This is a genomic window from Bacillus aerolatus, assembly GCF_009183655.1.
GTDB classification, from domain to species: Bacteria; Bacillota; Bacilli; order Bacillales; family Domibacillaceae; genus Pseudobacillus; species Pseudobacillus aerolatus.
The window spans coordinates 123,393-137,402 of sequence record NZ_WEIO01000004.1 but is presented as its reverse complement, the minus strand read 5'-3'; the positions used below and the strand labels follow the sequence as shown (position 1 = coordinate 137,402).

Annotated in this window: 14 protein-coding genes and 1 pseudogene; 12 read left to right on the top strand and 3 right to left on the bottom strand. The window is 45.5% G+C overall.

The features are described from left to right. The first annotated feature begins 136 nt into the window (after positions 1–136). Positions 137–949, top strand: a complete 813-nt coding sequence (locus F9802_RS08535) for a YitT family protein (RefSeq protein WP_152150935.1) — start codon at positions 137–139, stop codon at positions 947–949. A gap of 254 nt (positions 950–1,203) precedes the next feature. On the opposite strand, the gene F9802_RS08530 is transcribed toward F9802_RS08535, so the two are convergent. Further along, positions 1,204–2,088, bottom strand: a complete 885-nt coding sequence (locus tag F9802_RS08530) for a LysR family transcriptional regulator (protein WP_152150933.1) — start codon at positions 2,086–2,088, stop codon at positions 1,204–1,206. Between the two features lie 241 nt (positions 2,089–2,329). On the opposite strand from F9802_RS08530, the gene hpaI reads away from it, so the two are divergent. The 11 genes from hpaI to F9802_RS08480 all read left to right on the top strand — a co-directional run bounded on the left by hpaI (position 2,330) and on the right by F9802_RS08480 (position 13,261). Continuing rightward, a complete protein-coding gene (hpaI, locus tag F9802_RS08525; protein ID WP_152150931.1) occupies positions 2,330–3,256 on the top strand; it encodes a 2,4-dihydroxyhept-2-ene-1,7-dioic acid aldolase in 927 nt (308 codons plus the stop codon). A gap of 68 nt (positions 3,257–3,324) precedes the next feature. Then, a complete protein-coding gene (hpaE, locus tag F9802_RS08520) occupies positions 3,325–4,839 on the top strand; it encodes a 5-carboxymethyl-2-hydroxymuconate semialdehyde dehydrogenase (protein WP_191991811.1) in 1,515 nt (504 codons plus the stop codon). Between the two features lie 353 nt (positions 4,840–5,192). After that, complete coding sequence (gene hpaB, locus F9802_RS08515; protein WP_152150929.1) at positions 5,193–6,665, top strand: 4-hydroxyphenylacetate 3-monooxygenase, oxygenase component; 1,473 nt, start codon at positions 5,193–5,195, stop codon at positions 6,663–6,665. A 29-nt stretch (positions 6,666–6,694) separates the two neighbouring features. Further along, a complete protein-coding gene (hpaD, locus tag F9802_RS08510) occupies positions 6,695–7,678 on the top strand; it encodes a 3,4-dihydroxyphenylacetate 2,3-dioxygenase (RefSeq protein ID WP_152150927.1) in 984 nt (327 codons plus the stop codon). Positions 7,679–7,720: 42 nt separating this feature from the next. Beyond that, positions 7,721–8,194 carry a flavin reductase family protein gene (locus F9802_RS08505; RefSeq protein WP_152151356.1) on the top strand — a complete coding sequence of 158 codons (474 nt, stop codon included), beginning with the start codon at positions 7,721–7,723 and terminating at the stop codon, positions 8,192–8,194. A gap of 26 nt (positions 8,195–8,220) precedes the next feature. Further along, positions 8,221–9,117, top strand: coding sequence for a cytidyltransferase (locus F9802_RS08500; protein ID WP_152150925.1), 897 nt, complete (start codon positions 8,221–8,223; stop codon positions 9,115–9,117). An 86-nt stretch (positions 9,118–9,203) separates the two neighbouring features. Continuing rightward, entirely contained in the window at positions 9,204–9,992 is a 789-nt protein-coding gene (locus tag F9802_RS08495) for a fumarylacetoacetate hydrolase family protein (protein WP_152150923.1), read from the top strand. Beyond that, the gene (locus F9802_RS08490; protein WP_152150921.1) at positions 9,992–10,786 is read left to right on the top strand and encodes a fumarylacetoacetate hydrolase family protein; all 795 of its coding nucleotides are present in this window, start codon (positions 9,992–9,994) and stop codon (positions 10,784–10,786) included. Before F9802_RS08495 ends, F9802_RS08490 begins: the two co-directional genes overlap by 1 nt. An 18-nt stretch (positions 10,787–10,804) precedes the next feature. Continuing rightward, positions 10,805–11,200, top strand: coding sequence for a 5-carboxymethyl-2-hydroxymuconate Delta-isomerase (locus tag F9802_RS08485; protein WP_152150919.1), 396 nt, complete (start codon positions 10,805–10,807; stop codon positions 11,198–11,200). A 358-nt stretch (positions 11,201–11,558) separates the two neighbouring features. Further along, the gene (locus F9802_RS20225; protein ID WP_404799152.1) at positions 11,559–11,675 is read left to right on the top strand and encodes a symporter small accessory protein; all 117 of its coding nucleotides are present in this window, start codon (positions 11,559–11,561) and stop codon (positions 11,673–11,675) included. Between the two features lie 5 nt (positions 11,676–11,680). Further along, positions 11,681–13,261: a sodium:solute symporter family protein gene (locus tag F9802_RS08480; protein WP_152150917.1), complete on the top strand. Its 1,581-nt coding sequence runs from the start codon at positions 11,681–11,683 to the stop codon at positions 13,259–13,261. 62 nt (positions 13,262–13,323) lie between these two features. On the opposite strand, the gene F9802_RS08475 is transcribed toward F9802_RS08480, so the two are convergent. Next, positions 13,324–13,614: a KGG domain-containing protein gene (locus tag F9802_RS08475; RefSeq protein ID WP_225435248.1), complete on the bottom strand. Its 291-nt coding sequence runs from the start codon at positions 13,612–13,614 to the stop codon at positions 13,324–13,326. Positions 13,615–13,707: 93 nt separating this feature from the next. Further along, positions 13,708–13,926 (bottom strand): annotated as a pseudogene (locus F9802_RS08470) (KGG domain-containing protein); the annotation flags it as partial. Between the last annotated feature and the right edge of the window lie 84 nt (positions 13,927–14,010).

Here is a 14,010-nt window from a genome sequence, read left to right as displayed (position 1 = left end):
AAGCGGAACAGATAGGAACCGGCTTTTTTCACGACATCCGTCTGGCTTTTCAGAAAAAACTATCATCTCCAAAATCGCCATTTCCTCCCTTATAATGAACTCAATTAAATAGTGGATGGGATAAGGGGGATGTGGAATGTGGAACATTGTAAGCATTTTGTTCGGCTCGTTTTTGGTTGGGATAGCTTATAACTTCTTTCTGATTCCGCATGAGGTGCTGAGCAGCGGGCTCAGCGGAGTGGCGATTATGTTCGGACTGATCACTCCTTTAAACACAGGGGTCGTAAACTTGCTGCTGAATTTGCCGCTGCTAGTCCTCGGCATGATCAAGCTCGGAAAGCGTTTCATTTGCTACACTATTGTGTCTGTTGTAGCAATTTCAGTCAGCCTGTATGTGATTCCAATTGTTGAAGTGTCAACAGAGCCGATTTTGTCCGCGCTGTTCGGAGGGATCATCACGGGTGCCGGTATTGGCATCGTGTTCCGGGCATCCGGATCATCGGGGGGCTTTGATATCATTGCGATGCTCCTCACGAAAAAGAAAGAATTTCCGCTCGGCTCCATCTTAACGGCAATGAACGTGGTCGTCGTGCTCGCATCCGGCTTTATTTTCAGCTGGGATGCGGCGCTGAATACGATGATCGCGATTTACGCGACGGGAAAAGTCGTCGATATGATCCACACAAGCCATGTGAAATTGACGCTGATGATCATTACCGCCAAAGGGGAAGAAGTGAAAGGAAAGCTTCTGGCGAATTTATATCGCGGCGTCACACAAATGAACGGCGAAGGAGCTTACACGGGGGAAGGCCGGGCAGTGCTCGTCACAGTCATCACTCGCTATCAGCTGACAGATGTGAAGAAAATGATTCACGAAGCGGATCCCTGTGCCTTCGTCAACGTTACGCAAACAATAGAAGTCGTCGGTTCATTTCATAGAGCCTCATAGAAAACAAGCCTTTTCCTTGGCGGAGAAGGCTTGTTTTTTGCTGGTTACGAGCCAAATAGGTAGATTTACTGGCCACTCGGGCTGAAATACTGGCCATATAAAGAAAAATAATGACCAAACCGATTTTACGGCCGGCACACTCCCCGGAATGTTTCCGCATTAGAAAGGAATCGATTCGGAAGTCATTCTACAGTTCGTCGTGATCATTCCACTCCTCGCTTATATGAGATCGCCCCGTGCGATCTCATGTTTGTTTATATAGTAGATTCAACCGCCTGGAACGTTTCAATAAAACGTTCGGCTTTTTTAGACAAATACCGTTCTTTCAGCCAGATAAGGGCAGATTCTGATTGGATCGTACAATCTTCAATTTCGATAATTTTTAAGTCGTCCGTTGGAAAAGAGAGCAACGTTGACTTTGGCAAAAGCGCCGCTCCGAGTCCCGTGCGTGCGAGTGACAGGAGCATCGCTGCATCGGGGCATTCGCAAATAATAGTTGGGTCAAAGCCGTGTTTTTTGCATTCGTTGACGACAAGTTCGTAAAGTCCGACGCCGGTTACCCGGTGCAGCAGCATGAGGGGGACACCGTTGAGCTCATTCATTTGTATGACGGAGGGGCTTTCCCACTCTTGCGGCATGACGGCCACAAATGGATCGGTCGGCAGCGGCAAATAAGAGAATTCTTCCATGTCAAGAGGGAGCCTTACGATAGCCAGTTCTACTTCACGGCTTTTTACGTAATGCGCCAATAAAGAGGAATCGCCTTCTTTTAGCCGGAATGTCACGGATGGATATTTTTCTCTGAAGTGACGGAAGCGCTCCGGTATGTAAGAGAAGCATGTTTTAACGGAACCGATCGACAAAACTCCTTTCAAGCCGTCTCCGACTTCCTTTACTTCAAGAACCGTTTCATCCATTTGTTCCAGCAAATATTTCGCTTTTTTGTATAATACATTTCCTGCTTCCGTTAGTTCGAGAGTTCTGCCTTTGCGTTCCAGCAGCAAAACACCGAGCTCTTCTTCTAAAGCTTTCAATTGCTGACTCAATGGCGGCTGGGCCATGTGAAGCCTTTTAGCGGCCTTTGTAATTTGCCCTTCTTCGGCGATAGCAGCAAAATAACGGAGTTGTCTAATATCCAAATTTGGTACCCCCTAACAGTTATGTATACTTTTTTAATATGGTAAACCAATTATTTAAATATTTTTAATATTCTTATCTCCATGATAAGTTATATGTGTAAGCGATTCCACTACTTTTTCGAAATTTTTAGAAACATTGAATCTAAAAATGTTTGAAGGTCATTAGTGGCAAACGGAAAAATAGATTCTTTAATTTATTAACAAGTTCCATCTTGATTATAAAAAAGGGAGAGAAGGAAACATGTCAAAAGTTCAAGAAGCAAAAGAAAAATTAAAAGGGTCGATTGCACCGGTCATTACTCCGTTCAAACAAGATGAAAGTTTAGATCTAGATACATTTAAAAGTTTAATTGACTGGCAAATTGAAAGCGGCAGTCACGGGATTTCCGTAACAGGTACGTCAGGAGAGCCAAGCTCGTTAACGGTAGAAGAAAGAGAACTTGTGATGGAAACAGCGATCAAAACGATCGACGGCCGCGTACCATTCGCACCGGGAACAGGCTCTGTCAACTACAATGAAGCACTTCGCTTAACGAAAGCGGCTCAGGAAATGGGCGCAGATGCGGCGATGGTCATCGTTCCTTATTACAACAAGCCTTCCCAGCATGCGCTTTACAATCACTATAAAACAATTGCGGATGCGGTCGATATTCCGATCGTTGTCTACAACATTCCAGGACGCACAGGTGTGAACCTCGAAGTGAAAACGTTGGCTCGCCTCGTCGAAGACTGTCCGAATATTATCGGTGCGAAAGAATCAAATAAAGATTTCGAACATGTGAACCGCGTATTGTTAAATTGCGGCAGAGATTTCAAATTGTTCTCCGGCATTGAGCTGCTTTGCTACCCGATGCTGACAATCGGCGGCGCCGGCTCGATCAGCGCAACAGCGAACGTGGCACCGGCGCAAGTAGCGGAAATGCACAATGCGTGGGCGGAAGGAAACGCGGAAAGAGCACTTGAGCTTCACTACGAATTAATGCCATTGAATGATGTGTTATTTAAAGACACGAACCCGGCGCCAGTGAAAGCGGCACTCGGCATGATGGGCAAAATCGAACCAGTTCTGCGCAAGCCGATGGACTTGCCGGCTCAAGCCCTGCAGGATGAAATTCGTGAGGTGTTGAAAACGTACAATATTTTACCAGAAGGCGTATCTGCCAAATAAAGAAATCAATGAAGACAATAATCAGCCCCCGCTTTTCTTAGCGGGGGAATGAAGAAGGAGTGACCATCATGCAAGTGCAAACAGCCGGACAAAATCAATTGATTCACAAGCGGATAGATGATGTAAAGCTGTATATTGACGGCCAATTTACAGACGCTGAATCGGGAGCGAAGTTCGAAAATATTAATCCATTTACGAATGAAGTGAATAATTCCGTTGCGGAAGGCCGCGAGGAAGATATGAACAAAGCGGTGGCAGCGGCGAAAAAAGCGTTCGAAGAAGGTCCATGGGGCAAGTTGAAAGTGGCCGAACGCATGATATACATTAACCGTATCGCTGATTTGATTGATGAAGAAATCGAAGAAATTGCTTATTTAGAATCACTTGATACAGGGCTTCCGATTAGCCAAACAAGAAAAATGACAGCCCGTGCCGCGGAAAACTTCCGTTTTTATGCGCGGATGGTGCAAACGAAGCTGCACGGTGAATCGTACCCGGTGGATGATGAATTCATTAACTACACTGTATATAAACCGCTAGGTCCGGTCGGGCTCATCACACCTTGGAATGCGCCGTTCATGCTTGAGACGTGGAAAGTCGCTCCAGCGCTGGCAACTGGTAACACAGTCGTGCTAAAGCCTGCGGAATTGTCTCCGCTGACAGCGAATAAACTGGCCCAAGTGATTGACAAAGCGGATCTGCCGGCTGGTGTATTCAACATCGTGCACGGCTTTGGCGAAACAGCCGGTGCGGCACTAGTGGCACACCAAGATGTGAAAGCGATTTCGTTCACTGGTGAAACGACAACCGGCTCCATCATCATTAAAAACTCAGCCGATACATTGAAGAAAACATCGATGGAACTAGGCGGCAAGTCACCGCTTATCGTCTTCGACGATGCTGATCTTGACCGGGCGCTTGATGCGGCGGTTTGGGGCATTTTCTCCTTTAACGGGGAACGCTGTACAGCCAACTCCCGCGTGTTCCTTCATAAAAACATTAAAGACGAGTTTGTTGAAAAGTTAAAGAAACGCGTCATGAACATTAAAATTGGCGATCCAATGGATTCCAAAACTCAGCTCGGACCGCTTATTGAAAAAGAGCATTTCAACAAAGTAAAAAGCTATATTGAACTGGCAAAAGAAGAAGGCTGTGAAGTGATTCAGGGCGTCGTTCCTGAAGAAGTGAAAGCCGGCAACTTTGTGCCGCCAACCTTGTTGCTTAATGCGAAAAATGACATGCGAGTATGCCAGGAAGAAATTTTTGGTCCGGTCATGGCGGTTATCGAATTTGAAACAGAAGAAGAAGTGGTTGAGGCAGCGAACAACGTCCGTTACGGTTTAGCAGGATATGTATGGACGAACGATATTAAACGCGGCCATCGCGTCGCACAAGCGGTCGAAGCCGGCATGCTGTGGGTCAACGCCCAAAACGTCCGCGATCTCCGCATTCCATTCGGCGGAACGAAAGACAGCGGCATCGGCAGAGAAGGCGGCCACTATGCGATCTTTGAATTTTATACAGAACCGAAAGTGATCCACGTATCGATTGCGGATCATCATATTCCACAGTTTGGAAAATAAACAGAATATTCAGTAATAATCAGTTGGAGGCGCTGGCGGCTTGAGGTTATAAGTCGAGTTTGAATGACCGCTTCCGCATTTAAGAAAACTATCTAGCTGCGGCTCCCAGGTGCTCGAGGTCATAAGTTGTTCTGCTGTGGTGGCTGAAAAGCTGCCTCCTCGCAGATCATCTTATGCTTGTCGCACCTAGGCGGTCGCCTCGCTTTTAAAACTATCCAGCTGCAGCGCCTAGCCCCTCGAGGTCAAATAACCTTTTCCAAATGAAGTCAAAGAACAACTTCTTTTGGAAAAGAACATTTGCTTGTCGGGGCTGACGAGGCACTTCCGCATTTAATAGAAAAGGAGAGAATGATATGCCAGCTAAAACAGGTAAGGAATACATCGATAGAGTCGATCAAGCGCAAGCGAATGTGTGGATTAACGGAGAGCAGGTTACAGGAAAGATTTCTGAGCATGCGGCTTTTAAAGGGGTTATGAAAACGCAGGCTGAGCTGTATGATATGCAGCACGATCCAGCAAAGAAAGAGTTTATGACGTATGAATCGCCAACATCAGGTGACCGTGTCGGTACTTCTTTCATTCAGCCGAAGACGAAAGAAGATTTGGCGATGCGCCGTAAAATGATGCAAGAGTGGGCAAGACACAACAATGGGATGATGGGGCGTTCCCCGGATTACATTAACGTCGGTATGATGGCTTACGGAACGGCTTCCGAAATGTTTGGTAAACAAGATCCGTTTTACGGTCAAAATATGGCGAAATATTATGAGTACTGCCGTGAGAACGACCTATCTTTAACTCATACACTTATCCAGCCGCAAGTAAACCGCGGCGTGAATTCAGCGCAGTTACCGGATCCGTATATTGCGGCCCGCATTAAGGAAAAGACATCTGAAGGAGTCGTCATCAAAGGTGCGCGCCTGCTCGCTACTCAAGGCGGAATTACAGATGAAATCATGGTATTCCCTTCCACGCTGTTAAAGCAGTCAGAAGAAGAAAACCCATACGCTTACGCTTTCTCGATTCCGAATAATACGCCAGGATTGAAATTCATTTGCCGCGAATCATTCGATTACGGTAAATCCAATTTCGACCATCCACTAGGATCACGCTTTGAGGAAATGGATACGATCGTTGTCTTTGATGATGTTGTTGTTCCTTGGGATCGCGTATTTGCACTCGGAGACGTTGGCGTTTGTAACCAGGCTTACAACGAAAGTAATGCCGTTGTTCACATGACCCACCAAGTCGTCTCGAAAAACGTTGCAAAAACAGAATTTATTCTCGGTTTAGTCCAATTGATGGTAGAAACAATCAACATTGGCCAGTTCCAGCACGTACAGGAGAAAGTATCTGAAGTTATTATGGCACTTGAAACGGTGAAAGCGTATGTAACGGCATCGGAAGCGAACGCGAAAATCGATAAGTGGGGTATCATGACGCCTGATTTTACGCCGTTGAACATCGCCCGTCACTACTATCCAAAAATTTATCCACGCTTCAGTGAAATCATGCAATTGCTTGGAGCGAGCGGCTTAATGGCGATTCCGAACGAAGCTGACTTCAATTCGGACATCCGTCCGGACCTCGACAAATATTTGCAATCGGCTACAGGCAGCGCGTACGATCGCGTGAAGTTGTATCGTCTGGCATGGGATGTGTGCATGAGCGCATTTGGTACGAGACAAACATTGTATGAGCGTTTCTTCTTCGGAGATCCGGTCAGAATGGCAAGCGCCTTATATAACGGTTATGACAAGCAAGAATACGTAGACCGCGTAAAAGAATTTTTAGACCGTTCAGAAAAACTCGTTAAAAATAATTAATTTTTTAAAAGAAAAGGGAGGCAAGGGCAATGGATTTTAACATCATCCGAATTGCGAGAACAGTCATCAACGTAAAGGATCTCGACCGTTCAAGAAAGTTTTATGTTGACGCTTTAGGCATGATCGAAACAGAAAGCAAGGATAACTGCATTTACTTGAGAGGGTTGGAAGAACATGTCCACCACAGTTTAGTTTTGAAGAAGTCAGATAAAATTGGTGTTCACGCACTCGGCTACAAAGTGGAAAAAGAAGAGGATCTTGATAAGCTCGCGGAGTTTTTCCAGTCAAAAGGTTTGAAAACAAAATGGCTTGAAGAAGGAACACAGCATGCTCTTGGCCGCGCATTGCACGTGCATGATGTATCCGGAATGCCGCTTGAATTCTTCTGCAAAATGGAGAAAGCAGAACGTTTGATCCAGCGCTATGACTTGTATAGAGGCGCGAGAATCCAGCGCATCGACCATGTAAACTGCTCCGTGTCGGATGTAGAAAAAGCGTACGATTTCTTCATTAATGAACTAGGCTTTGCCTGCTCTGAGTACACAGCGACGGAAGATGACCGCATTTGGGCGGCGTGGCTGCACCGTAAGCCGACCGTTCATGACCAAGCGTTCATGAACGGGGAAGGCCCTCGTCTTCACCACTTTGCTTACTGGCTGCCGGATCCGTTAGCATTGATTAACTGCTGTGACGTGCTTGCTTCACTCGGCTATGCGGAAAATATTGAACGCGGACCAGGCCGCCACGGCTTGTCCAATGCCTTCTTCTTATACTTAAGAGATCCGGATGGCCACCGCATTGAGCTATACAACGGTGACTACTTAACAAGTGACCCTGATTTCGAACCGGTTCGCTGGGAGTTAAATGACCCAAGACGCCAAACGTTCTGGGGAGCAAAAGCGCCGGACAGCTGGTTTAATGAAACATCTCCTTTCCTTGATATTGAAACAGGAGAAGAAATTCAAACGGAAGCAGCGAAGCTTGAGCAAAAGAAGCCTGAGTTTATTATTTAACACGGTAGTCCCATAAAAATAGAACAACGGGAGGAATCTATGATGGATGATCGTTTATTTCGAAATGCAATGGGGAAATTTGCGACAGGCGTCACGGTGATTACGACCGAGTTGGACGGAGAAGCACATGGCATGACGGCAAACGCCTTCATGTCTGTGTCTCTCAATCCGAAACTCGTTGTGATCTCGATTGGCGAAAAAGCAAAAATGCTCGATAAAATCAATGAATCCGGCACTTTTGCCGTTAATATTTTAGCAGAAGAGCAACAGGAAGTATCGATGTTGTTCGCGGGACAAATCAAGGAAAAACGCGAGGCGGATTTTGACCGCATTCAAGATGTGCCGGTTGTGAAAGATGCTCTGGCTAACATTGTCTGCAAAGTGTATTCCAAGCAAGTAGCTGGGGACCATACGCTCTTCATTGGTGAAGTGCAGGACATCATTCTTCGTGAAGGCACGCCGCTCACATTTTTTGAAGGAAAATACGGCAAGATCGTCGACCGCCAGCTTACTTAAATAATAAGAAAGGGGACGTGCAACTGATGGAAACGATTTACATTGAACATTCAAACTCCATGCAAGCAACTGTTGAATCAGCGCCTTGTGTGCTGGCGCTCGGCTTTTTCGATGGTGTCCATGTCGGACATCGGGGAATTCTTGAAGCAGCAAAAGAAGCAGCGAGACAAAAAGGGTGTAAGTTCAGCGTGATGACTTTTTACCCTCATCCAAGAGATGTCATCTTTCCGGACCGGGAGCCGATGACGTATTTAACACCGCTGCCTGTGAAAGAAGAGCGCTTCCGGGAGCTGGGCGTGGATCAATTGTTCATCGTAAAATTCACTCCTGACTTTGCACGACTTTCCCCTGAAGACTTTATTCAGCACTATATTATTAGTTTGCAATGCAAGCATGTGGTGGCCGGTTTTGATTATCACTATGGCCATAAAGGAAAAGGTAACATGGAAACGCTCACTGAAGCCGGGCGCGGAAAGTTTGACGTGACCACGATCCGAAAAATCGAACAGCACGAAGAGAAAATCAGCTCCACGGCGATCCGCGAACTGCTGTCCGCTGGAAAAGTGGAGACGGTTCCCGGTTTGTTAGGCTGCTTCTATGAAGTAAGAGGAGAGGTCAAACAAAACTCCTTGTTTTATAAAAACCATCAATTTATTAAAGTGGATACTAGCGAAAATTACCGGTTTCCAAAACTCGGAGTGTACCGTGTGGAAGTGGAAATGGACGGAAGGGTGTACAGCGGGATTTGCCACCAAATGTCTGTAGCGGACCGGAAACCATCGTTATTAGTTCAATTACAAAACTGCTTTGCCGAAACGCAAGGAAAACAAATAACGATTAAATGGAAAAAGTATTTGTATGGCAAGCTGAGTGAATCATCTGGAATGAATGATTACATGCAAAGAGATGAACTTGTCATTTAATAGACGCTGATGAAATTAAGTATAAATCCTGGGGAGCGGTTTTCTGCCTCCCCTTTCATCGTTAAAGGAAAAAGGAGTGGGGTAGCTTGTTAAAAGCAAAAGTGAAATTTCGCGGCGTGCCGCAATCAGATGAAGTGAACGTAAGAGCAGCAGAAGGTGTCGTTGAAAAAAACGGCAATCAGCTTGGGCTGAACGAGCTCGCTTTTGATGCTCCAGTGTCGGGTACTATTTACGGCACGCTTTTAAATTATAAAGGAGCCCTTGAAGCGCTCGGTGGGGAAGTCAATGAAGCCCCTTACAAGGCAGCACCCAAAGCACCGATTCTTTATATTAAACCGGCGAACACAATCAACAGCCACAGCCTGCCGATTCCGCTGCCGGAAGGTGTATCAGAGCTTGAAATCGGCGCGGCGCTCGGTGTTGTCATTGGCCGCACGGCGACACGGGTAAGTGAAGAAGAAGCGCTTGAATATGTGGCCGGCTATACAGTCGTCAATGATGTCAGTATTCCGCACGCGAGCGTCTATCGCCCGGCTATTAAGCAAAAAGCGCGTGACGGCTTTTGTCCGGTCGGTCCATGGGTCGTTAACCGCGAGGAAGTCGACAACCCTGATTCATTAATTACACGTGTATTCATTAACGGCGAATTGCGCCAGGAAAACACAACCGCTAATCTGATCCGGCCTGTCGCGAAGCTCATTGCAGATGTGACAGACTTTATGACGCTGAATGCCGGTGATACGCTGCTTGTCGGTGTGCCGGAGAATGCACCGCTCGCAAAAGCAGGAGACGAAGTCCGTATCGAAATTGACGGAGTTGGTTGTTTAGAGAATAAAGTGGTACGTGAAAATGAATTAGCAGGAGGGGGATTCTAATGAAACGAGCAAGAGTCGCTTACGCAGGAGCCATTCACGAAGCGGTGGAAAAAGACGGACGTCTGCAGTTAAATGATGGCCGAATGGTTGAAGAACAAGAAGTAGTCTGGCTGCCGCCGGTCGAACCGCGCACCGTTTTCGCCCTCGGTTTGAATTATGCGGACCACGCGGCAGAGCTGGCATTTAAGGCGCCGGAAGAACCGCTCGTCTTTTTAAAAGGCCCGAATACGTTTATCGGTCACCGGGCAGAAACACGCCGTCCGGCGGATGTCGAGTACATGCATTATGAGTGTGAGCTGGCTGTCGTCATTGGCCGTCCGGCACGCAACGTGAAACGGGAAGAGGCGTATGACTATGTATCTGGTTACACGGTCGCCAACGATTATGCCATCCGCGACTATTTAGAAAACTATTACCGTCCGAACTTGCGTGTGAAAAACCGCGATACGTGCACGCCGATTGGCCCGTGGTTCGTCGATGCAGAAGATATTAAAGATCCGATGAATTTAACGTTGAAAACATATGTAAATGGCGAAGTAACTCAAGAAGGAAACACGAAAGACATGGTGTTTGATATTCCTTACTTGATTGAATACTTGAGCAGCTTCATGACACTGAATGAAGGAGATATTATTTTAACAGGTACGCCAAAAGGATCGGTGGACACGAAAGTCGGCGATGAAGTTATTACGGAAGTTGAAGGCATCGGCCGCCTCGTGAACACAATCGCTGGTGATGATACGTTTTCCATTCGCTCCTCTTCCAAAGAAGAAGCGTCCAAATTGACAACATAAAAAGGGAGGAACAAAGACGTGCCGCATTTCATTATTGAATACACAGATAATATCAAATCGGAGGCGAACATTCCCGCCTTGCTTGAAAAGATCAATCAATCTCTCATTTCCAGAAGCGACGTGTTTCCAATTGGAGGCATCCGCTCTAGAGCAATCGAACTCCATGATTACCGCGTAGCCGATGGTACAGAGGACGATGCGTTCGTCCATGCTGTGTTGAAGATCGGCGCCGGCCGTTCGGAAGCGGATAAAGAAGCCGCGTGCGATGAGCTGTTTGAGATTATAAAAGACCACTTCGCCGCCCTTTTCGCTAAACGATATTTGGCGCTTTCGATGGAATTGATTGAGTTCAGCGAAGCAGGCACATATAAGCAAAATAATATCCATGCACGGTACAAAAAAACACTTACTTAATAAAGTGATTCAAGCTGTCCTATAACAAAAGTCTTCTTTCAAAGAAGACTTTTGTTATGGATGATTTTCATTTCTTTAAAAAGGTTTTTTTATCAATTATTAATAGATGCCCATTTGCTGACTTGATGAATGTACCCCTTGTTTGTGGAATATAACGAACTTTCACGAAAATTAAAAAAAGTGATATACTTTTCTTCTTGAAAAATGTATTATTTTAAGTAGATTGATAATTTTGAATTTAACGAAAATTATGAGGGTCTATTAATCTGAAAGGGGGATTTCTAGAGAGCCATTTTACGGTATGTAAGAAAATAGAATGAGTAAAGAAATGATTTATAACAGGCGGGAGGCGTTCACAATGTTCGGAATGGAAGATCCAATTATTTCCTTTGCGTGGATTGGTACCATTTTATCTATGATCGGTTGTATCATCTTCGGGCTAATTATGTGGAATCGCGGAGAAGAAGGAGAGTGATTTGATTGAACTTTGCTGTATTAATTCCCATTCTGTTGCTTTATTTGGGCATCATGTCGGCGCTTGCGTATTACGGTTATAAAACGACGAGATCAGAGGCTGACTATTTAGTCGGCGGGCGGGATATTAACCCGACCGTTATGGCGCTGTCTTACGGGGCGACTTTTATTAGTACGTCTTCATTAATTGGCTTTGGCGGCGTAGCTTCACTGTACGGCTTTGGCCTTTTGTGGCTTTGCTTTTTAAATATCGTTTTTGGTGTGTTCGTTTCATTCGTCTTTTTCGGAACCCGTATTCGAAAAGTGTCTGCCCAGCTCGAAGCTTATACTTTCGCCGAGCTTTTAGGAAAGCGCTACCAATCAAAATTTATCACGGTGTTTTCGGGCATCATCATTTTCGTTTTTATGCCGGCTTATACAAGTATTGTACTCGTTGGAGGAGGCCGTTTTCTTCAGGAAACACTGTCAATGAACTATAACGTTGCCCTCCTTGTGTTAGCGATTGTAGTCGGATTTTATGTATTAAGCGGTGGGATAAAAGCGGTTATGTATACGGATGCTTTCGCGGCGGTTGTCATGTTTATTGGGATGTCGATCTTTTTATTCATGAGCTATAAGGCCGTAGGAGGCGTTATAGATGGACATGCTGGATTAACTGCCATGAAAGATTTAGTTCCCAAAGCTTTAGTAGAGCAAGGGCATCAGGGCTGGACGTCCATGCCTGAATTGGGGTCCCCGATCTGGTGGACATTAGTCAGTACGATCGTTATGGGTGTCGGCATCGGGGTGCTTGCACAGCCGCAGCTTGCCATGCGGTTTATGACGGTGAAAAACAATAAGGCGTTGTACCGTTCCGTCATCGTTGGCGGTGTCTTCATTTTCTTTATGACTGGAGCCGCTTTCATGATCGGCCCAATTAGCAACCTGTATTTTCAAGATAAAGTAGGACAGCTTTCGATAGAGGCTGCTAAAGGAAATGTTGACCTTGTCATTCCGACATTTATTAATCATTTAATGCCTGACTGGTTTGTCTATTTGTTTACACTTACCTTGCTGTCGGCCGCTATATCAACGATTAGTTCGCTGATTCACCTCCAAGGATCAGCTTTTGGTCAGGATATTTTGAAGAGTTTCGGAGTCAAAAACCTATTCGGAATGGATGCATCGCGTATTGGCGTGCTGATCGGCATTGTGGCAGCTGTCATTTTATCTTATATCTTGCCGGGTGGTGTGATTGCTCAGGCTACAGCATTCTGGTTTGGCATGTGTGCAGCTGGCTTTTTGCCGGTAATGATCGGCGCGTTTTTCTGGGAAAATTCAACGAGAACAGGCGCAAAAGCGAGCATGGTCACTGGGTTTGCGGTCAGTATTTTAGGGTTTTTGTTCCTGCATGAAAAAGAAGCAGCCGTCCTTGGATTATCAAAAGCGCTATTTGGCAAAGATACATTGTTCGCTTATCCGATGACACATGTTGATCCTTTAATCTATGCGCTCCCGCTTTCGGCTATTGTCTTTGTCGTTGTGAGCCTGCTTACGAAAAAGGAAGCAGAAAAGACAGGTCAGCATCATCAAGAAAAAGTTATATAATTTTCAAATAGAAAAACGGCCCGCGCTCATCGGGCCGTTTTTATGGTCATTTCGTGCATCAATTAATTATCGTCGTCATTGTCGCGTTGTTTCGCGCGGGCATTCCCGCCTTTTTCACCGATTTCTTCGTAAAAATCCCTGTCATGATTCTTAGCAGTGGCTTCTCCGCCTTTACGGCCGATTTCCTGATAAAATTCTTTATCATGGTTTTCGGCAGTGGCTTCCCCGCCTTTTTGGCCAATCTCTTGGTAAAATTCTTTATCGTGATTGCGTGCAGTGGCTTCTCCGCCTTTACGTCCTGCTTCTTCCAAACTCATTTTGTTATCGTTGTTTCTGTTTTTGTTGTTTGCCATGTTGTCCATCTCCTTTTTAATAAAATTAGTTACATGGTTTATTTTTCCTTTTTATAATAAGTTAAACATTTTTACGAAAAATCTTTTTCTTTAATCTGAATTTCTTTGTTTCGCGCGGGCTTCTCCGCCTTTTTCACCGATTTCTTTATAGAAGTCTTCTCCATGATTTTCAGCGGTTGCTTCCCCGCCTTTACGGCCGATTTCCTGATAGAATTCTTTGTCGTGGCTGCGCGCAGTGGCTTCTCCGCCTTTGCGTCCCGCTTCTTCCACACTCATTTTGTTATCGTTGTTTCGATCATTTCTTTCTGCCATTTGTGTCAACTCCTTAAGTGAAATATTTGGTGTACGCTCTTTATATATCCGCTTCCAATAGAATAAAACGTTAAAAAAAGAGAA